This is a genomic window from Flavobacterium frigidimaris (assembly GCF_002217275.1).
GTDB lineage: Bacteria > Bacteroidota > Bacteroidia > Flavobacteriales > Flavobacteriaceae > Flavobacterium > Flavobacterium aquidurense.
In genome coordinates this window covers 13,903-36,608 of the sequence record NZ_MUGV01000036.1, presented here as the reverse complement: position 1 = coordinate 36,608, position 22,706 = coordinate 13,903, and the positions used below count along the sequence as shown (strand labels likewise).

The following is a 22,706-nucleotide window of genomic DNA, read 5'->3' as shown; positions in this document are numbered from 1 at the left end:
ATATTATTTAACTTCTTTTATATCATCCATTTTCCAGCTTTTATCAAAATAAGCCTCGGTCGGCCCATAAAAACGCATATAGGTAAACCAATGTTTTCCAGGCAGGGTCTGCACCCAGTTTTTCTCTTTGCCAGCCGGGGCTTTCGGACCAAAATACAAATCGACAGAACCGTCAGCATTTTTGACTAAGTCCTTGCGGGAGGATAAATCCGCATTTTTTTGAGCATTGTCTATAAGGCATCTCGTTGCGATATCATACACTGTTATCGACCAGAAGTTAACTGCCGGCGGGTTTGCCGGTATATTTAAAGTATAATTTTTCCCTCCATCAAGCCAGTTTCCCGTGCTGTCAAAATAAGAACCCAGATACGCCTGTCCGACATTTGGAATTTTGGTAATCATTGCCTTGGAATACGTAATGGCCTCATAAAAATAAGAGCTGCGTTCAAAAAACTCATCATAGTTATCCGCTCGCTGTGAAGGGTCTTTCATAACCATTACATAATCCCATTTTTTGTCCGGCCAGTGCTTTACATCTTTAAAACGTTTTGCAAATGAATTGGCCATGGCCATCTGCTGGCCTTTTTGGGCCGCGGAAATTAAAATCTTTCTCTGACGCTCATCAGCATTAAAGGGCTTGCCTTTTTCAATTCCCAAATTTTTGAGCCACGCCATAAAAAAACGATCACGGTCCTGGACCGGTTCATTTTGCAAGACGGCATGCAGGCGCTGCCAGTATGCAATTCCCGTCGGCTGGATTCCATACCATTTTTTGCCCGCGGGCGGCGAGATAACCCTGGTTGGTGTCGGATTGGCACGATCTGCATAGGGGTATATTCTAACTTGTTTGACCAAAATTTCAGTTGTCTTTGGATCGGGATCCAAAGCCCTGAAACCAAAAAACATATTGACCGTCGTACATGGAACAATAAAGTATCCTGCCGGCTTAAAGTCTTTCATCGTTGGAGGCACTAAAATATATTTTCCGCCTTTGCCTTTATCTGGTCCCATTTCTCCTATTACAGCCTGTTCGCGCTGCCAGGCATCACCTAAGCCTCCGGCAGTATGTCCGGCTGGCATCTCAATTACGGTGGGTCCATTTTTAGCAAGGTCGATAAATGATATTATATAGGGCGTCGTTGCATTGCCAGTCAGAATGCCCAATCGGTCATTATAGGAATTATAAAAAATAAGATCGTTGCTTGTCGCCTTGAATGTATCGTATTGGATATGCTGCCACTGGGCAGAAGATACAAGGGGAAGTCCCCAGAGATAACATTGAGTCGCCTGCTGCAAATCCATTTCGTCAAACAGTAATGGAAGAGATTCCTTGGAGGGAAGCTCGCCATCCATTTTGACCTGAGATGCAGCTTGTGCACTATTGGTTTCAGCTGCCGTTTCATTTTTGTTCTTGAAATTAGTGCAGGCCGCTAAAAGCGCAATAATTACCAGTGATAAAATTTTTGATTTCATACATTAACTTTATAATTATTAAAAATTTAAAATAGTATTATGAGCCGGGAGATACAAAAGATAAGACTGCCCGATATCATCGCCGAATATGATTAAAATGTTTGGTTTCTTACCCGTTTGGGCTTCGGCCTTCGGGGAGAGAATTGCGCTGGCAAAAAATATAATTACTAGTGCCATAATCCGGCTGAAGATTTTAAATGTTTCTTTGAGTTCCATGGAATATTAATTTAAGAATTTAGACATCAGTATAAAAATTGGGTGATGCAAATAAACCTTTTGGCATTCTAAATTAAAGATTAACAGCCTGATATAGCATTTTAAAATAAAATAACATGTTCCAAATTATAATATGAAACATGTTTAAAGGATCTTAAGAGCTATTAACAGCACTCATCAATAAAATAACCACCGTTAGATCTTAAAAAAAAATATTAATTGATTTAAAGTAAATTAAAAATTATCAAGTTTGAATGCGCAGTTATCCAATGCAAAATAGGGCTCTCCTGGAGCCCTAGCCCCGATAGTAGTGGAAATCCTTTTGTGCCGGTGTTCGGCACAAAAGATTGCAACGGATAGCGGGAAAAGCTCCCAAAAAAAACATTAAACATAAAAAAGAATATAAATCCTAAAAAATAATGTAACCTACAAGGCTGATTGCCTGATAGCCATTTTTTAAATACAAACCATTATCCTGTAAAAAAATGTGCTGTTATCTTTTTTACATTTGACAAAGAAAAAGACAAAGGACTAAATACAAAAGAATAAAGGACAAAGGGCAATTGACAAAGCACAAACTAAAAAACACAAAAAACAAATAAGCAAGCACGCCCATACCGCCCAACCTGCCCCATACTCTCCTTTAAGAAAACAACAGCAATAACTTAATCAAAAAAAAAATAACAACTTCCCATACAACAAAAAATTACGATCATGAAGACCGTAATTCCCAAAACCAAATCAAAGACCCAAAACACGCAGCCAAAAACACCCAGCCCCTATGACCCGCAGAACCCTTATAAGAAACCCCAAAGCGGCCCCAAAGACATAACCTACAAGAACATCGAAATGGACCTTATAGAGAATGACCCTTTAAAGGGGTCTCAAACGGATATTGACAGTAAAAAGAGCAATGAGGATGAAAAAGATTCCTCTGAGACCATTGAACCGGATCAGGATAATCACGCCCGGAGGGAATTCGAAATTGGGCAGTTTGGAAGTGAGCAGCTTCAGGAAGATGAACGCACAAGGGACGCGTCAGGTAATGAGGCATTGGACAATACTAAACCCTGTCAGCGAAAATTTTAATATACTGAAGATTTTATACCAATAAAAAAACCGTTATTCCTAACGTTTTTTTTATTGGACCCTGGAAACAACCTGCTTATGTAAACTATAATTTATCAGGCAAAACCAAATTAAGACATTTGTGACGCGATTCTTTTCGCATTGCCAAGCCGTTAGAAAAAGCCATCTCTATACCAAGCCTTTTTGAAACAAAGTAGGATTGAATGAAGCTTTTACCATCCAATAACCGCCTGTGCTTATATTTCCTCCATTCTAATTTAAATAGTGTAAAAAGACATAAAAAAAGTCCAGCTTTTACAATCCACTAGAATTATAAAAGTAAAATTTTGAATTACCTTTCCATAAATCAAATTTTGATCATCAAGCAAGGCAAAATGATTCCAGGTGCAACCAAAATAGAAATTGAAAAGTAAATTAGAGCCCTAGAAACAAACCAATTTTATATATAATCTTAAAAAAGTAAAGTATTCCAAGTTTTGTGGCAGAATCTTGACATACAGCGTTTTTTAAAATGAAAAGCACCAAAATCAAGGTCTCCCAAACTTAGTTTCGAAACTTTTAGAAAACTTATGGAAGATAAAATATTAATAGAGTATTAACTTGAATTTAGGTGCAGAATCGGTGCATCTAGTTTCAAGAAACGAACTACAACACTGTCAAGCAAACACTTAAACGCGTAAGTTCGAATGATTACTAACCTCAAAAACTATTATAACAATTAGCAATCTAAGATTTGTGGTAAAATCGTGACACTTGATATTTTTGAAAGATAGAACCTCAGAAAAATAAGCTCTAAGAAGTTTAGATTGGAAACTTTTAGAAAACATTTTCCTAAGTGCACCTTTTTTAAGGAATTTCCGAAAAGCATCATCCATATTAAAACAAGACTTCCTTAATCTAGTGGCCTTAAAATCTAACTGATTCATCGAAAACAATGGAGCGTCTATACGTCTTTAAAAACCTACAAATCAATATTTTATATTCTTTTTTTTTGTAAATTGCTTACTTAATAAAGTAATAATATAAATTCTTAAATTTATGAAAGCAGTACGTTATTTTGGACATAAAGAGGTAAGGGTAGTCAATGATTTGGAAAAGCCAGTTCCTAAAGGGGACGAAGTTCTCTTAAAGATTGGAGGAGCGGGAGTCTGCCATTCGGATCTGCATATTATTGACGGTGGAATCGCCGGAGATGCTGTATTTACCCTTGGCCATGAAAATGCCGGATGGGTTGAAGCTGTTGGGGAAACGGTAAAAGGTTATAAAAAAGGAGATGCCGTGCTGGTCTACGGACCCTGGGGATGTGGGCATTGCAAGCCATGCCAGCAGTCAAAAGAGAATTACTGTGACCACCAAAGTGAACTCGGTTACGGTGGAGGACTTGGTCTTAATGGAGGTATGGCTGAATATATGCTTGTGCCATCTTCTAGATTATTAGTGCCTATTTATGACCTGGATCCTGTAGTTGCAGCACCATTAACTGATGCGGCACTAACACCTTATTCAGCCATTAAGAGGTCACTGACTAAACTTATGCCTGATGAATATGTGGTTGTTATCGGAGTCGGCGGGCTTGGTCATGTTGCCATACAAATTTTAAGGGAAATATCCGGTTCGGAGATAATTGCATGTGATGTTACAGAAGATAAACTAGAATTTGCCAAAGAACTGGGTGCTGCCCATACGGTTAATTCTAAAGACTCAGATGCAGCAGAACAGATTTTAAAAATCATCGGAATAAAAAAAGCTAAAGTAGTTTTGGATTTTGTGGGAGCAACTTCTACAATAGAGCTGGGAACTAAAGTTGTAGGTATGGATGGTGATTTGACAATAGTAGGCCTGGGAGGGGGCTATTATCAATATGGCAGCATGAATGGACTGCCTTTTGGCGTTACAATGACCAATCCATATTGGGGATCCCGTACAGAACTTATGGAAGTTATAGGATTAGCCAGACAGGGAAAAATCCATATTGAAATTGAAAAATTTGATTTGGAGCAGGCAAACGAAGTTTATGATAAAATGCGCCAGGGAAAAATTAAGGGCCGTGCTGTACTTATTCCATAATTTACCATTAAAAAATCAGCAATTTTTCATAATTTCTAATTAACAAAATGAAAATTAGGTAGTTTTGCAAAATATAAGTAGCGCCATTGTAAAACACGATGGCGTTTTTTTTAATTTAGATAGTTGCAGTTAATACCATTATTTCAAAAATACTTTCTCCATCAGTAAAACAATTATCACTAAACTTTAAGATTCTAAATATAGAGTCTTTATCTCAAAATCTCTATGCTTTTTTCAGACCAAAGCTATTAGATATTTTCATCTCATATTGCTGCTTTGAGGTTTGTAGTAAAACGGTGTGCATGTTTATTTAGATCATTAATAAATTTATTAAACCATTGAAAATCAAAAAATAAAATAAATAAACAAAAAAATTCAGCCCTTTCGGCTACAACAACCTAACATTCGACTACATTATTTTTTTATATTCTGCAGAATTTTGCAATACTAATTTAAAAACAATAAAATGAAAGTATTTGTAACAGGAGCATCAGGCTTCATAGGCTCTGCAGTTGTCCAAGAATTAATTGGCGCAGGACATGCGGTTATTGGCTTGGCACGTTCGGAAGAATCCGCAAAAAAAATCAGCGATACCGGTGCAGAAGTATTATTGGGAACCCTTGAAGATCTGGAAGTTCTAAAACTAGGGGCGTCTCTTGCTGATGGGGTTATCCACACCGCTTTTATCCACGATTTTACCCAGTATCTCAAAGCTGGGGATGTTGACAAGTCTGCCATTAATACAATAGGGGAAGAATTAAAAGGAACAAATAAGCCCCTTGTTGTTACTTCTGGAATTTTGGCATTGCCTCCAATCGATGGTTTTATTACCGAAGAAAGCTCTGCAGAAAACGCCCCACGTACTTCTGAGTCCACTGCTTTGGCACTGGCAGGTAAAGGAATTCATGCTTCTGTTGTCCGTTTACCGCCATCTGTTCATGGTAAAGGTGATAAAGGTTTTATACCCTTTATTATTGGTCAGGCACGCAAAAATGGCATTTCAGCTTATCCTGAGCAAGGACAAAACTGCTGGTCTGCGGTACATCGCCTTGATGCGGCAAAAGCATTCAGGCTAGCTTTGGAAAAAGCAGAAAAAGGAGCAGTTTATAATGTTGTAGGAGACAATGCTATTCAAACGAAAAAAATTGCAGAATTAATTGGAGATAAACTAAATCTGCCTGTACAATCTGTTTCGGGAGAAGAGATTGCAAACCATTTTGACTGGATGGGCCGTTTTATTGCATTTGAAGGTGCGGCTGTTTCAACAAAGACGCAGAATCAATTAGGCTGGAAACCTGAGCACATCGGCCTACTGGAAGATATGCAGGAAAATTATTTCTGATTTTTATCACTGGAATTGAAATTAAAAATTTCCTTTCGCCATTTCGACCGTATCGAAATGGCGAAAGTTTTATCCTCAACTTATGTGCGTACGAATGCAGTTGAGGAAAGATAAACTATTGGAAAACAATCCTTAAATTTACAAGATGGAAAACAAGCAGCCTATCAGATTGGAAAGCATCAGCGAATTTCATAGTTCACGAGGTTTGCCTCTGCCGGAACATCCCCTGATTAGTGTCATAGATTTTGGCAAGGTTTCGCGCTCTGTAAATATTGGAGAGAATAGCTGGGTCTTTGGTTTCTATCAGATTTCCTTGAAAAAAGGGATCGATTTTAATATGAAATATGGCCAGCAGAAATATGATTTTGAAAGTGGTGTAATGGGCTTCATTGCTCCCAACCAGGTTTTCAAGATTGATCATGAAGCAAATCCGGCCCAAAAACGATCTGGATGGATGCTTTTGGTTCATCCTGACTTTTTATGGAATACAACACTGGCAAAAACAATCAAGGAGTACGAATATTTTGGCTATTCGATAAACGAAGCCTTATTTTTATCGGCCAAAGAGGAAAAAACAGTCAACGGAATTATTGAAAACATTAGGCAGGAGTATCAGGCAAATATTGACAAATTCAGTAAGCAAATCATTATTTCACAGATAGAGACCTTACTCGGATACTCTGAAAGATTTTACAATCGCCAATTTATCACCAGAGAAAAGTCAAATCATCAGATACTAAAAAATCTGGAGGGATTATTAAATAATCATTTTCAAAATGATAGCCTGATTTTAAAAGGACTGCCCACTGTTCATGATATTGCAGGGCAACTGAACATCTCACAAAAATATTTGTCTACGCTACTCAAAGTTCTTACCGGGCAAAGTACCCAGCAGCACATCCATAATAAACTGATAGAAAAAGCCAAAGAAAAACTCTCCACAACCAATCTTTCAATTAGTGAAATTGCTTATGATTTAGGTTTCGAGCATTCACAATCTTTTAGCAAACTTTTCAAGAGTAAAACCAGCCAGAGCCCGTTGAAGTTTCGCTCAGGTTTTAACTAAGCATACAATAATTTCAGTTTTTAAAGAAATTGCCAAAAGCCCGGTTGCTGCATTTTAGCGAGCAGTACTGCGTCTTTGTTGTTTGTGCTGTAAACTCATTTTAGCAGAGTTGACAGACTCTGGTAATCTTAATTTTTGAACTCATAGAAATGTGACTTTAAATGTCCCGCTGTGACTATGTGTGTCTACGCGTGCCATAATTTGGCAAAAAAAATATTATTTGTACCTCACATTTTCGAGGTACAAATATGGTGCAAATTTAATCAAAACATCACATAACATCCAAGATAAAAAGTAAAGAAAAACCAGCTATACCATTGATTATCAGTGTTTAATCTAATTTGCTTGTTGTTAATTTGCTTTATTTTGTCCTGTTACTTTCCCGATGCAAATTGTGGAGTTGCATGACCAAAGATGATATCTTTCAGGGTCTAAAACAATTGATAGAAAGGAAAAATGGAGTTTTAATTATTGTTTCCTTCAATCCGTTTTGCTTTTTGTCATGTACTAAAAATGACGGATAAAGAAATTCTTTTAACTTTTTTTAAATCCTTAAGAAAGAACATTGTCTTTTCAGTCAAAAATTCAATTAAAAACTTAAACAACAGATACTTATCTGATTATGATTATATTTCTTATCTTTAGCTAAGGTATTTAACAAAGCACATTCACGTACATCTTTTCTGTTAACCTGAATATTTTAAAATTCGGGGGTAAAAAATCAAAAGCAATAACATAATTATTTAAAAAGATGAAAAAACATTTACTCATTATCAGTATTTTTTTTTATTGTGTATCTGTATTGGCTCAGGATGAAAAAAAGGAGATTCAGAAAGACTCTGATGTTGTAAAAGAAAAGAAAATCGATTTTACAGTCATGCCTTTTTTTAGTTATAACCGTAATCTTAAAATAATGTTTGGAGCAATACCTATGGCGATGTATAAATTTGACCAAAACGATACTATATCACCAAAATCATTATCAGGACTTTCAGCAGTTTATACCACCAATAAATCCTATTTCATTGCTTTTTTTAACAGATTTTATTTCAAAGAAGACAAATGGCGAGGCAAATTTTTTGTGCTTAATGGCGATTATAATTCACAGTTTTTTATGGATGATGGCGAAGAGATACCTGGTTTTTATGATTACGGTACAAAAGTATCCGTTGTGAGTGCTGGTATTCAAAAAAAGATTTTAAAAGGGTTTTATGGGGGAGTTACTTATACCTATGCACATTACAAAACTAACTATGAAGATGATGTTCAGCCAGAATCGACTACAGTTACAAACGGAGCAGAGCTTAATTTACTGTACGATACCCGTAATGCTGTTTATTATCCCACGAAAGGAATTAAGTCAAATTTGCGCTGGATTAATTATGGAGAATGGCTTGGAAATGATGTCAAAGCCAATAAGATTTTAACCGAGTACAATCAATACTTTCCTTTTCGTAATAATAAAGACGTACTTGCAACCCGTTTTGCAGGAAAGTTTGGTCTTGGAGCCATTGCGTTTGAACAACAGGTAACTATAAGCGGTAAAGATATAAGAGGATATACTGAAAGTAAATATCGAGGAGATGGACTTATGGATATTCAGGGAGAATACCGATATAATTTTGGTAAAAAAATGGGACTCGTTGGCTTTGCTGGTTTAGCAACAATTTATGGTTCAGATACCGAAAGCTTTGACTGGAAAATGTATCCGGGCGGTGGCGTAGGCTATCGTTATCGAGCTTTTAAAACCGTAAAATTTAATATTGGTCTGGATGCTGCGGTAGGCAAAGGCGATTGGGGAATATACTTTAGAATTGGAGAAGCTTTTTAATAGCCTCAAATTGATTAATATTTAGAAATTTTACTTGTTTTGAAAGGGATTCTAAGAAATACCAATATTAAAAAGCAATTTATATCTTGTTGAGAAAAATTATACAATGAAGCAAATAACTGGATTTTCAAAAAACTTTAAAAAGCAATTCAAAATATTATGAATACAAGAAAATTAGGCAATTCAGGAATTGATATTTCCCCAATTGCAATTGGTACTAGAGAAGTAAGCGAAAAAAGCAAACAACAAACTATCGAAACTATTCAGTATGCTATAGATTCAGGGATTAATTTTATCAATACCGCTGATTTTTACGGAATGGGAATGAACGAATTAATCATTGGTGAGGCAATAAAAAATCGCCGTGAAAAAGCATTCATAAGTGTTAAGACCGGCGCACTTAGAAATTATCAGGGCCACTTTCTTGGTTTTGACGGAAGACCAAATGCAATTAAAAACTTTTGTGCTTATTCCCTAACCCGGCTCGGAGTCAATGAAATTGATCTTTACCAAATTGCAAGAGTCGACCCAAATGTTCCTATTGAAGAATCAGTTGGGGCTATAAAAGATTTAATTCAGGAAGGAAAAGTGCGTTGTTTGGGTCTTTCAGAAGTGAATGCCGATCAGATTAGAAGAGCAAATGCTGTACATTCTGTAACTGCTGTTGAGATTGAATATTCGCTTGCAACCCGTTTTATTGAAAAAGAAATACTTCCTGAAGTTCGTAAAATTGGCGCTAGTCTTATTCCGTATTCTGTATTGAGTTATGGTTTACTGACTGGTAATTTATCAGCTCCGCTTCCTAAAGAAGATTACAAAAATATGTTTCCCAGATTTCAGGGAGAAAATCTTCAATACAATCTCAAATTAGTAGAAAAACTACAAGGCATAGCTTCTCAAAAAGGAGTTTCTGCCGGTGATTTAGCGCTTGCCTGGGCATTGCACCAAGGCGATGATATTATTCCTATTGTTGGAATGAGTAGTGCAAAAAGAGTCGATAAAAACATCCATCTTGTAGAATCTATTCAATTAACTTCCGAAGAAAACAATTTACTAAACGAAACTTTTAGCATTGGGGCTTTTAAAGGCGAACGTTATCCTGATGCTTTACTTAAAGTAGTTGCTTCTTAATTTCTTAAATAATGGAAGATTTAAAACTTTATTAATTAACAAATAAACAAATAAAATGAAAATCATCACATTAGAAGAACATTTCATAAATCCCGCAATTGCGACTGCAGCAGTAGATATTATAGAACGTTTGGCACCAAGCCACAGAGCTGCGTACAGTAATTATTCCAGTCACGCTTCTTTTGATAAAATGACAGATTTAGGTCCTATTAGATTACAATAATTTTAGCTTAGATATTAACTTGGTTGCTAAAATGTACATTTATTCAACAAGAACCATTCTTGCAAAACAGCTACAGTTTTTAAGATAAATAAATCATAATCAACTAACAACGCTGAAAATTTATTGGACTTGTAATTGAAAATCGACACTAAATGTTATAATTTTAGAAATAAAAAACATCTAACTTTTTAATTTTCATAATATTTTAAAAAATGGTTAAAGAGACTAAACAAGTGATAAGCGAACATATGGCAAATGAAAGAACATTTCTGGCATGGGTTCGAACAGGTATCGGAATTATGGTCTTTGGATTTGTTATTGTAAAATTCTCATTATTTGTCAACCAATTGCCTGCAAGTTTTTTTCAAAAAGCCAATGTCACAAGAAACAGCTTTACTAATTTTATGGGTATTGGTTTCGTTTTAACAGGCACTCTAGTTATATTATTATCCTATTTTAAATACAAAAAAACATATAAACAGTTACAAAAGGGAGAATACTTTTATTCTACCGGATTATTGACAGCTCTAACAGTTATTATCTCCTTAATGAGCATTTTTCTCATAGGATATTTAATTATGACTGCATATGCCTTAGATTTTTAACTCATCGCATTCTTTCCTATTGAAATGATTTCTATTGTGATGTATAATTCGAAATTTATATCAAATCAAGGTAGCCCATTATAGATGCATTAACGCATTTGAATCTCTACTGAGTCAATTTCTATAAAACTATTTTAAATCTCCATCACCTTCATTGACAGCGCTTTTCTCACGTTTAAAAGATTTAAGATACATAAGTCATTTTAAAGTGTTTTAACCCTTAAAAATTAAAGGGATGAGTATTATACTAATCCCTTTAACGTAAAATTTATTTAATAATTACTGGATTATCAATATCTTTTAATTTGTACAAACAAAAACCTTACTATTGAACCAAAAAACTCTAGGTAAGATACCCAGAGTTTTTTACTCTCCTAAGACTATAAAAGATTAATATTTACTTCTTCAATTTTTCCTTGAAATTTAAAAGGCACTTGATAATTTCTAGTAACAGGCGAACCAGTATCTTCTCCTATTCCAAAAGTATCTAAGCCAAATCTTCCCGGAATTGTAGCAGGAATGTCCCCATTACCTACTTCTTTGTTGTTTATAGAAATTTTAACTTTTGAGGGTTTTCCTGCTCCGCCACCAGGGTAATCAAAGTCTAATTTTACCGACGCTTCTCCGTTTGGTAGTTTTTGAGTAGAAGTAATTTTCGTTTCTGTGCCAAAATAATTATATACAAAAGTCGGATAGCCGTCTTTCACATATAATACATATCCGGCATCCATGCCTCCTAATGCATTGATTACGCCATCTTTTTTGCCGTCTACAGTATTAACCATGGCTTCCATATTCCAGGACTTGTTTTTAGTATTTGGAGCTGCAGTTTCAGGAATACGAATCGCTCCTTCATAAAAAGTAAAGGATTTTCGATCTCCTAATGGAGAAGGTTTTGGAACTGAAAGTCGGGCAGCGCCCCTGTCATCTAAAGGAAATACTTTGTATTTGATTGCGTCTTCTTCCCAAACCTTTTTTAGTTCAGCTAATTTTTCAGGATATTTTTTTGATAAATCTGTAGCTTCGGTAAAATCTTCGTTGATGTTGTACAGCTGCCAGACTTCATTTTCAAAACCCGGTGCTACATCTTGCCTCCAAGGCTTAGTATGCTGGTGAGCAGCTATCCATCCATCTTTATACATCGCTTTATTATCAAAAATTTCAAAGTATTGCTGCGTTCTCAATTCTGGCGCTTTTGCATTTGTAAAAGTCGACATAAATGATTTTCCTTCCAAAGGAACTTGCTTGACTCCATCAACATAATCAGGAAAAGTAGTTCCTGTAGCTTCCATTATAGTTGGAGCAATATCTATAATATGTAGAAACTGATCACGAACAATTCCGTCTGGTTTGATTACTTTAGGCCATGATACAACTAAAGGATTTCTGGTACCTCCAAAGTGTGAAGCAACTTGTTTGCACCACTGAAATGGTGTGTTTACTGCCATAGCCCATCCTACGGGAATATGAGGTGTAGTACCATATTCGCCTAATTTATCAACTTCTTTTAAATTTTCTTTAAGCGAACTTTGAATGCCGTTTAAGGCTTTTATCTCGTTCAATGTACCTTCTAAACCACCTTCAGCACTGGCTCCATTATCTCCTACAATGTAAAAAACAAGCGTATTATCAGCATCAGGAAGTTTATCGATAGCGGAAAGTAAACGCCCTGTTTCACTATCAGCAAAAGCCATATAACCTGCATAATTTTCCATCATTGCAAGGTATAATTTCTTTTCGTCTGCATTGAGCTTGTCCCATTCCTGAATATCAGGATTACGTGCAGGAAGTTTCGCATCTGCAGGAATAATACCCATTTCTTTTTGACGTTTAAAAGTAATTTCTCTTTGTTTGTCCCAGCCCTGATCAAATTTACCTTTAAATTTATCTTTCCATTCTTTAAATACCTGGTGAGGTGCATGAACAGCTCCTGGAGCAAAATACATAAATACCGGTTTGTCCGGAGCAATAGATTTTTGAAGTTGTAACCATGAGATGGCTTTATCAGTCATGTCAGTCATAAAATGATAGCCTTCTTTAGGCGTTTTAGGTTGTTCCACCGGAGTTGTGTTTTCAAAAATAATAGGATGATACTGATCTGTTTCACCATTATTAAATCCGTAGAAATAATCAAAGCCCATTCCAGTTGGCCATCTGTCGAAAGGACCTACAGCCGAAGTTTCCCAATCGGGAGTATTATGGTTTTTACCAAACCATGCTGTATTCATACCATTGTATTTTAAAGCTGCGGCAAAAGTTGCTGTTTTTCTTGGTATCATCATGTCATAACTTGGAAAACCTGTTGCCCATTCAACCAAAAAACCGCTGCCTGCCACATGGTGATTTCTACCGGTAAGTAATGCAGCCCTTGAGGCGCTGCATATAGCAGTAGTGTGAAAACGATTGTATTTAATCCCTTTGTCTGCTAATTTATCTAAATAAGGCATTGGAACAGGACCTCCGAAGGTTCCAGCCATGCCAAAACCAACATCATCTAATAAAATTACCACAACATTTGGTGCGCCTTTGGGAAGTGAAGGAAGCTCAGGCCAAGCCTGTTTGGACTTATCATAGGTACGCTCTATTTTACCTTTAAATGCAGGGTCGTCATACGGGAGTTTTTCGCCTGTATTTTGTGCTTGTAGACTTGTAAAAAACAAAGTACCGAACAAGACCAACATAAATCTGATAATCTTTTTAGTTTTCATAGTATGTGTTTTAATAAATTATTTTTTTTTAAAAAAAAATTAGTATTTCTCCACTATTGGAGGCATCCAGGTGCCGTCTATTACAGACTGTTTAGGTCCATAGGAACGCAGATAAACAGAAAAATGTCCCTTAGGTGCCGGAAGCCAGTTACTTTCTTTATCAGCCCCAGGCGATTTCGCCCCGGCATATAAAGTAAGCGAGCCATCTGCATTCCTTTTGAGGTTTTTATTTTTTGTTCCTAGCGAATATCGTTTTAAAGGATTTGGATGAAAGAAATGATGATCATTATACAGGGTCAAAGACCAAAATCCTTCAACAGGTGGTTCTTGTCCAGCTTTGAAAGTTACTTTATAAGAGTTGTTGCCATCGAGTTCTTTTCCTGAGCTGTCAAAATCAGTATAAATATATTTGGTTTCTGTATACACATTCTCATACATATTTGATTTTGATGTAGCGGTACGCACAAAGTAATCTACTCCAAAATCCGCATTATTTTTATCAGAAAACCAACCATTACCAGCCGGAACGCCATTGTATTTCCATTGTTTTAAAGGCTGGATCATTTCTTTATCGGCAGTTAGAGCAACCTCTTTTAAAACAGCCATCAAGGACGGGTCTTTTTTGGCAGCATCCAGCACAGCATTAATGGTAGCGTAAATACTTTCCTCTCCCTTTAAAGGAGGAACTTTTTTCATGATATCTGGCAACTGATCGAAAAAGGTAGCTGCCGGCACCCATTGAATTTCTTCATCACTGCTTTTGCCAGGCACAGGGAAATGAGGCACTTTTTTCCAGTCGATAGTTTTCATTTTTCCGTCAAATTCAGTAAGCGGGTAAGCCATTATTTGGTTCAAAACAGGCTGAATTGCTTTTCTGTCTTCGTCTGTATCATTTAGAAACACTCTCGGACAAAAAGCAGCCAGTTCTGTGGAAGATCGAAAAACCCCAGAAATACCAGCAGGTACTTTTCCTTTCCAGTTCGGACCAACCATTAAATAAAAACCGGGTTTGGTTCCATATTGTTTACCAAGTTTTGAAAATTCATCTGTTCTGGCATCCCATGCAGCATACACCCAAAAGCGATCGCCAAAATCCGGTACCTGCATTACCACGGGCATATCATCCAGAGAGCCATAACCCATGCCATAAGTAACATCCTGATTGGGACAGGCTACAAAGCGTTGGTCTGGTGCTATGTAATCTGTAAGCATTGCAATATGCCCCACAGGAGCATTAGGTAAAACACCTCCTCGCAAGCCAGGTTCAGATACTGATGTAAGTGCAACACGTCTGTTAAAACTATTTACAATAGGCCATCCCCATACGTAGGCAAACTGACCAATAGCACGAACATATTCCTTAGAAAATGTTGTTCCGGCAAAACTTCCTTTAAGATTAACTTTACTTGAATCAATGGAAGCATTTGTTGAATCTTGAGCAGTAACAGAAGTTTCATTCACTACAGTTTCCTTTTTACATGAAGTCATAGACACAATTAAGACACAGAGGCAAAACGATAATTTTCTCATAATATAAATATTTAAGTAATTGATTATAGTAACATTAATTAAATTTAAACTACTTTTTTATTATAACCGATTATTGTTGCCTTGGTTATGTTGCATTTTATAAAGTGAAACATCATTTCTTTAATGATGCAGGCATTCCATATGTAAAAATTGTATTTCTTAGCATTAGATTCAAAAGTTCGTCAACATTTATGAAAAAAAACCTGCCAAAGAGCAGGTTTCTCCGAACTAATAACTAACCAAAAACAAGAAATTTAAAATTTTTAATTATAAAATAATTAATTAAACATCTTACATTTTATTACATTTTTTATCATACCTAATAGAAATAGTATTAATCACAAATTACTCAAGGTCTTATCTCTATATTCTAAACCAATCCATTAATCGTTTTTTTCATAATGCATATTGCGTATCATATAAAATAAGATCTCTTCCTCTAATTCCTTTGATAAATTATCCGACTTTAACTTCGAATGAAAAAAATGCTCAAACTTTTTTTGATACTTCTTAGATTTTTTTGCAGCCCCGCAATACTGGTCGCATAAATTTTTAAATTTGTCATCACATAAATATAAGATTTTTATAGTTTCTATATATTCTACAAATTTTCCACTGTATAACTCTTCAGGAATAGACATAGTTTATTAATTTGGGTTCATACGATTCTCTCATTACAAGCAATCTCTTCTAATAGTTAAAAAAAAGCAGCTGACAAATTATTGGTATGAATTCCGAAAATCTCTCTATGAACCAGGAAATACAAAAGCTACTACAGCTCTTAGCCCCCAATCTGGTTTACTTTCATGAGGACCTACAATTGGTATTAAAGGCTGGACACTAAACTGTACAATCTGACTTCCAAATTTGGTTATGCCTCCAACAGATGGATTTAAGGAAATCATGGTTGTATTGCCTTCCCAATTCTGGGTTACTTCGGCATTCACCCCTAAACTGGCACCACTTTTATAACTATACGACATAAACATTTGGGTGTAAAAACTATTAACATCGTTACGATCATTATTTCCGGCTACAGACCAGATTTGATTAGCGAGAAAACCCAACGAAAGCCCATTTTTCTGATGCATGACCAAGATACTTGGCCCGACTCCAAATTTTTCTGTTCCTAGTAACTTGTCGGTTGCTGTTGGCACTAAAAAAGCAGGGCCAATCCCCAAAATAATTCCTTTAGTTTTAGGAGCAAAAAAAGCCGTTACAGTTGCATCACTTAAGCCAAATTCATGGGTGTCTTCGCCAGTAATATCCTGCTGGTCCACCACCGGCAAAATATATCGTGTAATCAAATCCAGATTATCACTTAATTTAAAAGGAATTACAGGCTGTATATTGACCGTGTATTTTATGCCATTATAAGGTCCGATACCATAATTAAGATTATTTTGAAGCGGAACACTAATCAGGCTCGCAACGGGATTGGCCAGTTTATCTGCCAGTTCCTGAGCACTTGCTCCTGCTTTCTCCTGCTCCTGACTAAAAACAGTATAGTTTAAAAGAAAAAAAAACGTAAAGCAGAGTAATTTGACTGGAATATATCTTGAAAATTTCATAATTTTTTATTTTAAATATTCATTACTTTTTAAACTCAAAAAAAGACAATTAACCAAAATTTTCCTTTCTCCTTTATCTTCGTATTACAAGGGGGCCACTACTCTTTTACAAAATAACCTGCAATTGAAATATTACTTCCCAATTCCCAAGATAATCCGGTTTAACAGCATTATAGAAAAGCTGGGCTGTACCGCAATAAAATAACTTGCCCTTCCCTATCTGAAAGGTTTTGCCTGGTCCCCCACCTACTGGTACCAGCCATTTTTGATTATCTGCCGCAAGCCAGTTTGCTACAATTGTAGCATTACTTATGGCAAACCATCCCTGTTTAAAGTTATAGTATGCAATATACTGCAGGCTGAATTCATCTACTTTATTAACACCCGTCCCTCCTAATGACCAATAGTTCTGAGCCACTATTCCGCCCGAGAATTTCTCGCCCGCGAAATACAACAGACCCGATGGTCCCATACTTACTTTGTTGGATCCCAGAGCAGCATCTGTTCTTGTAGGGAATTGTACAGCGGGGCCAGCCCCCCAAATAAGCCTTCCTTTTTTTTCTATTGGGGTAAAATATCCGTTAAAAAGAATATTGCCCAACCCGGTTGTCGATTCGCCATTTTTATCAAATGCCGGAATATGCTGGATTGGGATTATAGTGTAAGTAATCAATTTTATTTTGCTGCTAATTTTAAAAGGCCAAACGGGCTGAATACTATACGACTGGGCTGTACCTTCTCCCGTGTCGGGAACTAATATAGCCTGTCCATAAATACTCCTGAGTCCTTCAACCGGATTTTGCCTTTTCTTATTCATTTCATCAAGAGACAACTTAGAATCTTCTACTTGTGAATAACCACATGAAATAATAAAGAAAAAGAGGGTTGCTAAAAAATAACCTTTCATAAGTATCAGATTGGTGAACTAAACTATTTTTTAGATCTTAGTCAGGACTGGTAATTTATAACTGCCATTTGTTACAGATTCCCCAGGCATATATACTCTTGTACAAGTCCAGAACGGTTGAGTTGGTATAATGACCTCGTTGGCGTGTTTGCCTTTTCCAAACTCTGCTTCAGGCACAAAATAAAGGTCAAAAGTTTTACCGTCAGGATTCAGTTTAACATCTTTATTACTTATAATTGATCCTTGGTCGGTTTTCAGGTACTGATCATCACCATAAACGGTAATGGAATAAAAACCAAGTTTTGGGTCACGCAATTCAGGCACTTTATAAACTGCTTTATAGCTTTTGCCTTTTTCTGCTTCATGTTTTGCAGTTAAATAAATAGCCTCTTTATCAGGCAAAAGTCCTGTTGCAATTGCAACACCTCTGTTTCTGGCCTCAAGAGAAACAGGTTTGTCTTCTGTTCCCATAGTTCCCTGAACCCCTTCTTTTTGAGCTGCTTCTACATAACCCTTACGCACCTCATCGAATTCCTTCATATTCCAGTTGGTTGCCTTAAAAGACCTTGGTTTATAACCATTAAGGAATTCAATTTTAAGCTGATCCTGATAATCATTTACTTTTTTAATATCAGCAGGATCTTTAGGGTTTATCTGTATTCTGACATTGGCATAAAAGAAATCGGTAGTCTTAGAGGCCGGAATTACATATCTTCCCGGTCCATAATATACTTTGTAAGTAATATGTTCGTGGTTCATAATATGAAGTGACATATAACGGCCGTCATTTTTAGGAAGCGTAATAGCCACATCTCCTTTTCCGTCCAGAATGGCAAAAGAATAATTGGTATCGCGGTTCATAAGAGGTGCCGGCTGTTCGTCAAGCGGCATTGGTTTTCTGTGGTGATTGAATTTATTATCACCGCCTTGCTCAAACTCCTTCTGCATGGCCATATCGGTCATGGCATAGGCAAAATTATCTTTGGTTACACTTACTGTAGAATCTTTCACGGGTTCTGTTGTTTCTGTTGTTTCTGTTGCAGCTTCAGTACTTTTTTTGTCCTTACAGCTTTGTAATGTGAATACCAGAGTAAAAACTGTTGTAAAAATTATTGACTTTTTCATAGTTACATTTTTATTTATTTAACTTTTTCGATATCTCCCACTTTATATTTTCTGTCAAAAAACTCTTGTTTTGGCCCATAGAATCTAAACAAAGCAAACCAGCCTCTTTTAGGAACACTTTTTATCCAGTTTACATTCCCTTTTGGTTTTTCAGGAGCAATATAAATTGTGAAAGAACCATCACTGTTCTTAACTAAATTATTCATTGAATTTAAAGATGAATATACCTGATCTTTAGCATCTACTCCAGCTGCCGTTTCAGCATCATAAATAGTAAACGACCAAAAAAGCCCTGCCGGTGGATTTGCCGGAAAAGTTATTTTATAACTATTCTCTCCTCTTATATAATCGCCATCACTGTCTTTATATGCATTTCCATATTTTGCCCCTAATCCAGGTATTGAAGACATCATACCTGTACTTATTGAATAATGGTTTACATACATATGTGCTTTTGCATCTACATCAGTATAGCCTGTAGCGCGGTCCCTGAATTCTTCATCCAATAACGTATGCATAAAATCATCATATTTGGTATGGGCATGGGCTACCCATTTGCGGTCCTTCCACCATAAGCCGTCTTTTTCTCTGTCAAAATTAGCAGAAACGTTTTTGGCCATTTTCCATGCTGTTTCTCCTGCTTTATCCAGCATTGCCTTATCTTTTTCTGAAAGCTTAAAATCAGCTCCTTTTGAAATTCCTAAAGCCGCCATCATTCCATGCATGTAAGGGTCAATATCATCGATCTGTTCACTTTGTATCAAGCGGTCGAGCATTTCAAAATAAGTATGATCATGAGCAAACAAGGCATTCGAAGCAACATCAGAAACATGTTTGAAAACCATTTCTTTTTTATCGCCACTAAGCGGATATACTTTAATTCCCTCAACTGCTTTCACCCCTGGTGTCAGGTCATCAATTGATTTAAAAAAGCCCCTTTGGAATATAAAAACTCCATTGGTTTTGCTTTTATAAACAAAATAATTTTTAGTATCAACCTGTCCTTTGTAGTTTTCTGGTATTACCAAATACTTACCTCCTTTACCTCTGTCTGGTCCCGGAAAACCTATGTCACCCAAATATTGTATAGTATTGATTTTTGGTCCGACAAGCGGTCTGTGCCAAAAATCATCTAATATCCCCTGAAGATTGGGCGGTACGTCCAGCACCAGTGGCCCTGTTTTACTTAAATCAGCAAATCCGAGTGCATAAATGACATCTGAATTAGGCGTAGTGATAATAGTTCTTGGTTTTAAGCGTTTTTCATAAACTGAAATCACATTATAACCTTCACCAGAAGTTTTTCCTAAACCTTCCTTCATCGCGTACATATTCACTGCAGGCAAAGACCATAAATAAACCTGCACTGCCCTTTGAAAATACAATTCATCGTCTAAAGCCAGTGAAGATTCTTTTGTTGGATAATTATCATCGAATGCTGAATTTGCAATTACGGAATAACGATCATCTGAGTCAGATTGCTTCTTTTCACCTTTAACTTCTTCACCCTTTTTACAGCTTACAACTAACAATATTGCGATTAAGAATAAACTTAAATACTTGTTTTTCATAATTCTAAATTTTAAAAATTTATTGATCTTATTTTACTTCTAACACTTTATGATTTTTTACAAAGTCTTTTCTGTATTCTACAATACCTTCTACAGATGAAGGAAGATAACATCTGAATAATGCATTCCAGTTTTTAGGAACCTTTATATTGTTAATGGCATCTGGCCCTCCATTAAAATTTAAGTGTAATGGTACCTTCAGTATTTGGCTTTGCACTATTACTGTTCATATGAAAAGGATACATTACAACCCAGAGATCATCCATACAAATTCATTTATTACTCTGTCATTTCATTTGGCTCACTAAATTATCATCATCAAAAATTCAATACTTAATAATTACAGGAGGTGTCCAAGTGCCTTTTGTAACGCCCTCTTTGCCCCAATAAGCTCGTATGTATAAAGAAAATGTACCCTTTGGAGATGGCAGCCAGTTGCTCTCCATCTCAGCTCCGGGAGAAACTGAACTCACAATAATGGTCAACGACCCGTCTTTATTCTTCTTAAGGCCTTTGTTTTTTGTACCTAGTGAATAACGGTTTATGCTATTTTTAGAGAATAAATGATGCTCATTATATAAGGTCAAAGACCAAAAACCGTCTACAGGAGGTTCCTGACCGCTAGCAAAAGTAATTTTATAATTATTTTTACCTTCCAACTGCGATTTATCTGATGCCTGATCCGTGTAATAGTATTGCGTTTCGTTAGGTCTGTTATCAAACATGTTCGATTTTGCAGTTGCTGCTCTGTTGTAGTAATCATATTTTCCAGAACCTGTCCAATCCGCACTGTAAAACGAACGATTCCAGCCGTTCCCTGCTGCTACTCCGTTGTTTTTCCAAAGAAAAAAACTTTTAATTGTATTTTCTTCCGTTTTTTGAGCTGTTTTAACTAGAGCTTCTTTTATAGCAGGATCTGATTTAGCTGCGGCTAACAACTCTTTCAATTGAGCATACAACTCTTGTTCCCCTTCTAGCGGTGGTAAAATTTCTAATACCTTGCCCAATTGATTTTCATCAAAAAACTTTTCAGGCACTACCCATTTGGTTTCTTTACCATCAGAGGCAGGACCTTGTATAACAGGTAATTTTTTATAAACTATAGTTTTCATCTTACCATCAAATTCAGAAAGAGGATAAGCAACAATTTGGTTTATAACAGGCTGAATAGCTTGTTTATCTTCTTTTGTATCATTTTGGAATACTCTCGGAATAGAATTTGCCAAAGTTGTCGGAGATTTTACAACGTCTGTAATTCCTGTTGGTTTTTCTCCTTTCCAATTTGGACCTACAAGTAAATAAAAACCAGGTTTTGTTCCATAAGGTTTACCTAATTGTCCAAATTGATTTGTTCTTTGATCATATAAAGCATATACCCAAAAACGGTCTTTAAAATCAGGAACTTGTATCACAACAGGCTGCGAGTCTAAATCAAAGAAACCCAGTCCATATACCACATCCTGATTTGGACAGGTAACAAATGTTTCGTCAGGAGTGATATAGTCATTAAGCATTGCTAATTGCCCTTGCGGTGCCACAGGTAACACACCATTTAAATAGGCAGGCTTTGGTGCTTTTGTAATAGTAGCTCTACGATTTAACATATTTACCATTGGCCATCCCCAAACGTAGGCAAACTCACCAAGTTTTTGCGCATATTCAGGGCTCATTTTTTCTTTTTTTGGAAGCACCAAAGAAAATTCATTGCCTGATTCTGTATTTTTTATTTCTAATCCCTGGGCGACTGTTGTTGTGTCAGTCTCAGTTTCCGAACTAGTGGTAGTTTCCTGTGATTTTTTTTTGCACGAAGTTCCTATTCCTACTACCAGTAGAAATAAAATAGATATTCTTACTAATTTCTTTTTCATCGGGTATTGATTTAGTTTGTTGTTATTTTATGAGTAACTATAAAATTATTCTTTCATTTATTATAAGTTCATTTTTTATTTCATAATTAGGTTTCATTTTATAAAATGCAACCTATTAATGATTAGGTCAACACTTACATAACTTCTAATCTAAAATTCTCCAAAATCTGATTACCTAGGAAACTGAACATGATCCCCAACAGGACATCCAAACCAAAATCCTTAAGACATATAAAGACAGCCACTACTTCCAGTAAGCCAATCTCTTCAAATCATCCATAAAATTTATAGAAATTTGTCCCGTCGAGGTCACTACACAGCCAAAAGGCGCCAATTGAAGACAATTGGCGCCTTTTTTATGTCTTTATTAATTAAAAGTTACT

At 36.1% G+C, this 22,706-nt stretch carries 19 protein-coding genes; 8 read left to right on the top strand and 11 right to left on the bottom strand.

The window, feature by feature from the left end; all coding sequences use genetic code 11:
• Positions 1 to 3: 3 nt before the first annotated feature.
• Positions 4 to 1,473 carry a DUF1254 domain-containing protein gene (locus tag B0A65_RS18805; protein ID WP_083370545.1) on the bottom strand — a complete coding sequence of 490 codons (1,470 nt, stop codon included), beginning with the start codon at positions 1,471 to 1,473 and terminating at the stop codon, positions 4 to 6.
• 18 nt (positions 1,474 to 1,491) lie between these two features.
• Positions 1,492 to 1,689 carry a hypothetical protein gene (locus B0A65_RS18800; RefSeq protein ID WP_074664072.1) on the bottom strand — a complete coding sequence of 66 codons (198 nt, stop codon included), beginning with the start codon at positions 1,687 to 1,689 and terminating at the stop codon, positions 1,492 to 1,494.
• 849 nt (positions 1,690 to 2,538) lie between these two features.
• Here B0A65_RS18800 and B0A65_RS23160 point away from each other — a divergent pair.
• From B0A65_RS23160 to B0A65_RS18755, 8 genes are all read left to right on the top strand, one after another.
• Entirely contained in the window at positions 2,539 to 2,778 is a 240-nt protein-coding gene (locus B0A65_RS23160) for a hypothetical protein (RefSeq protein ID WP_123890377.1), read from the top strand.
• A gap of 1,038 nt (positions 2,779 to 3,816) precedes the next feature.
• On the top strand, positions 3,817 to 4,845 hold the full coding sequence (locus B0A65_RS18785) for an NAD(P)-dependent alcohol dehydrogenase (RefSeq protein ID WP_074664066.1): 1,029 nt from the start codon (positions 3,817 to 3,819) through the stop codon (positions 4,843 to 4,845).
• A gap of 466 nt (positions 4,846 to 5,311) precedes the next feature.
• The gene (locus B0A65_RS18780; protein ID WP_074664064.1) at positions 5,312 to 6,187 is read left to right on the top strand and encodes an SDR family oxidoreductase; all 876 of its coding nucleotides are present in this window, start codon (positions 5,312 to 5,314) and stop codon (positions 6,185 to 6,187) included.
• A 145-nt stretch (positions 6,188 to 6,332) separates the two neighbouring features.
• Positions 6,333 to 7,253 carry a helix-turn-helix domain-containing protein gene (locus tag B0A65_RS18775; RefSeq protein ID WP_074664062.1) on the top strand — a complete coding sequence of 307 codons (921 nt, stop codon included), beginning with the start codon at positions 6,333 to 6,335 and terminating at the stop codon, positions 7,251 to 7,253.
• Between the two features lie 751 nt (positions 7,254 to 8,004).
• A complete protein-coding gene (locus tag B0A65_RS18765) occupies positions 8,005 to 9,084 on the top strand; it encodes a BamA/TamA family outer membrane protein (protein WP_074664059.1) in 1,080 nt (359 codons plus the stop codon).
• A 159-nt stretch (positions 9,085 to 9,243) separates the two neighbouring features.
• Positions 9,244 to 10,215, top strand: a complete 972-nt coding sequence (locus B0A65_RS18760; RefSeq protein ID WP_074664057.1) for an aldo/keto reductase — start codon at positions 9,244 to 9,246, stop codon at positions 10,213 to 10,215.
• A gap of 55 nt (positions 10,216 to 10,270) precedes the next feature.
• On the top strand, positions 10,271 to 10,438 hold the full coding sequence (locus tag B0A65_RS23330) for a hypothetical protein (protein WP_207556458.1): 168 nt from the start codon (positions 10,271 to 10,273) through the stop codon (positions 10,436 to 10,438).
• Positions 10,439 to 10,650: 212 nt separating this feature from the next.
• Positions 10,651 to 11,043 carry a YidH family protein gene (locus B0A65_RS18755; protein ID WP_074664054.1) on the top strand — a complete coding sequence of 131 codons (393 nt, stop codon included), beginning with the start codon at positions 10,651 to 10,653 and terminating at the stop codon, positions 11,041 to 11,043.
• Positions 11,044 to 11,423: 380 nt separating this feature from the next.
• On the opposite strand, the gene B0A65_RS18750 is transcribed toward B0A65_RS18755, so the two are convergent.
• The 9 genes from B0A65_RS18750 to B0A65_RS18710 all read right to left on the bottom strand — a co-directional run bounded on the left by B0A65_RS18750 (position 11,424) and on the right by B0A65_RS18710 (position 22,323).
• A complete protein-coding gene (locus B0A65_RS18750) occupies positions 11,424 to 13,751 on the bottom strand; it encodes an arylsulfatase (protein ID WP_074664051.1) in 2,328 nt (775 codons plus the stop codon).
• A gap of 39 nt (positions 13,752 to 13,790) precedes the next feature.
• A complete protein-coding gene (locus B0A65_RS18745) occupies positions 13,791 to 15,239 on the bottom strand; it encodes a DUF1254 domain-containing protein (RefSeq protein WP_074664049.1) in 1,449 nt (482 codons plus the stop codon).
• A gap of 425 nt (positions 15,240 to 15,664) precedes the next feature.
• Positions 15,665 to 15,922 carry a hypothetical protein gene (locus B0A65_RS18740; protein WP_074664047.1) on the bottom strand — a complete coding sequence of 86 codons (258 nt, stop codon included), beginning with the start codon at positions 15,920 to 15,922 and terminating at the stop codon, positions 15,665 to 15,667.
• Positions 15,923 to 16,027: 105 nt separating this feature from the next.
• Positions 16,028 to 16,852: a hypothetical protein gene (locus B0A65_RS18735; protein WP_074664045.1), complete on the bottom strand. Its 825-nt coding sequence runs from the start codon at positions 16,850 to 16,852 to the stop codon at positions 16,028 to 16,030.
• Positions 16,853 to 16,958: 106 nt separating this feature from the next.
• Entirely contained in the window at positions 16,959 to 17,669 is a 711-nt protein-coding gene (locus tag B0A65_RS18730; protein WP_123890375.1) for a hypothetical protein, read from the bottom strand.
• 120 nt (positions 17,670 to 17,789) lie between these two features.
• Positions 17,790 to 18,884, bottom strand: coding sequence for a DUF1254 domain-containing protein (locus B0A65_RS18725; RefSeq protein ID WP_074664041.1), 1,095 nt, complete (start codon positions 18,882 to 18,884; stop codon positions 17,790 to 17,792).
• 14 nt (positions 18,885 to 18,898) lie between these two features.
• Positions 18,899 to 20,455 (bottom strand): DUF1254 domain-containing protein, encoded by a 1,557-nt coding sequence (locus B0A65_RS18720; RefSeq protein ID WP_074664039.1) that lies wholly within the window; start codon positions 20,453 to 20,455, stop codon positions 18,899 to 18,901.
• A gap of 28 nt (positions 20,456 to 20,483) precedes the next feature.
• On the bottom strand, positions 20,484 to 20,672 hold the full coding sequence (locus B0A65_RS18715) for a hypothetical protein (RefSeq protein ID WP_074664037.1): 189 nt from the start codon (positions 20,670 to 20,672) through the stop codon (positions 20,484 to 20,486).
• Between the two features lie 109 nt (positions 20,673 to 20,781).
• Positions 20,782 to 22,323: a DUF1254 domain-containing protein gene (locus tag B0A65_RS18710; protein WP_089069651.1), complete on the bottom strand. Its 1,542-nt coding sequence runs from the start codon at positions 22,321 to 22,323 to the stop codon at positions 20,782 to 20,784.
• Positions 22,324 to 22,706: the final 383 nt, after the last annotated feature.

Coding starts and splice junctions, on each gene's coding strand:
- B0A65_RS18805 (WP_083370545.1), bottom strand. CDS start 1,473: ATGAAATCAAAAATTTTATCACTGGTAATTATTGCGCTTTTAGCGGCC.
- B0A65_RS18800 (WP_074664072.1), bottom strand. CDS start 1,689: ATGGAACTCAAAGAAACATTTAAAATCTTCAGCCGGATTATGGCACTA.
- B0A65_RS23160 (WP_123890377.1), top strand. CDS start 2,539: ATGGACCTTATAGAGAATGACCCTTTAAAGGGGTCTCAAACGGATATT.
- B0A65_RS18785 (WP_074664066.1), top strand. CDS start 3,817: ATGAAAGCAGTACGTTATTTTGGACATAAAGAGGTAAGGGTAGTCAAT.
- B0A65_RS18780 (WP_074664064.1), top strand. CDS start 5,312: ATGAAAGTATTTGTAACAGGAGCATCAGGCTTCATAGGCTCTGCAGTT.
- B0A65_RS18775 (WP_074664062.1), top strand. CDS start 6,333: ATGGAAAACAAGCAGCCTATCAGATTGGAAAGCATCAGCGAATTTCAT.
- B0A65_RS18765 (WP_074664059.1), top strand. CDS start 8,005: ATGAAAAAACATTTACTCATTATCAGTATTTTTTTTTATTGTGTATCT.
- B0A65_RS18760 (WP_074664057.1), top strand. CDS start 9,244: ATGAATACAAGAAAATTAGGCAATTCAGGAATTGATATTTCCCCAATT.
- B0A65_RS23330 (WP_207556458.1), top strand. CDS start 10,271: ATGAAAATCATCACATTAGAAGAACATTTCATAAATCCCGCAATTGCG.
- B0A65_RS18755 (WP_074664054.1), top strand. CDS start 10,651: ATGGTTAAAGAGACTAAACAAGTGATAAGCGAACATATGGCAAATGAA.
- B0A65_RS18750 (WP_074664051.1), bottom strand. CDS start 13,751: ATGAAAACTAAAAAGATTATCAGATTTATGTTGGTCTTGTTCGGTACT.
- B0A65_RS18745 (WP_074664049.1), bottom strand. CDS start 15,239: ATGACTTCATGTAAAAAGGAAACTGTAGTGAATGAAACTTCTGTTACT.
- B0A65_RS18740 (WP_074664047.1), bottom strand. CDS start 15,922: ATGTCTATTCCTGAAGAGTTATACAGTGGAAAATTTGTAGAATATATA.
- B0A65_RS18735 (WP_074664045.1), bottom strand. CDS start 16,852: ATGAAATTTTCAAGATATATTCCAGTCAAATTACTCTGCTTTACGTTT.
- B0A65_RS18730 (WP_123890375.1), bottom strand. CDS start 17,669: ATGAATAAGAAAAGGCAAAATCCGGTTGAAGGACTCAGGAGTATTTAT.
- B0A65_RS18725 (WP_074664041.1), bottom strand. CDS start 18,884: ATGAAAAAGTCAATAATTTTTACAACAGTTTTTACTCTGGTATTCACA.
- B0A65_RS18720 (WP_074664039.1), bottom strand. CDS start 20,455: ATGAAAAACAAGTATTTAAGTTTATTCTTAATCGCAATATTGTTAGTT.
- B0A65_RS18710 (WP_089069651.1), bottom strand. CDS start 22,323: ATGAAAAAGAAATTAGTAAGAATATCTATTTTATTTCTACTGGTAGTA.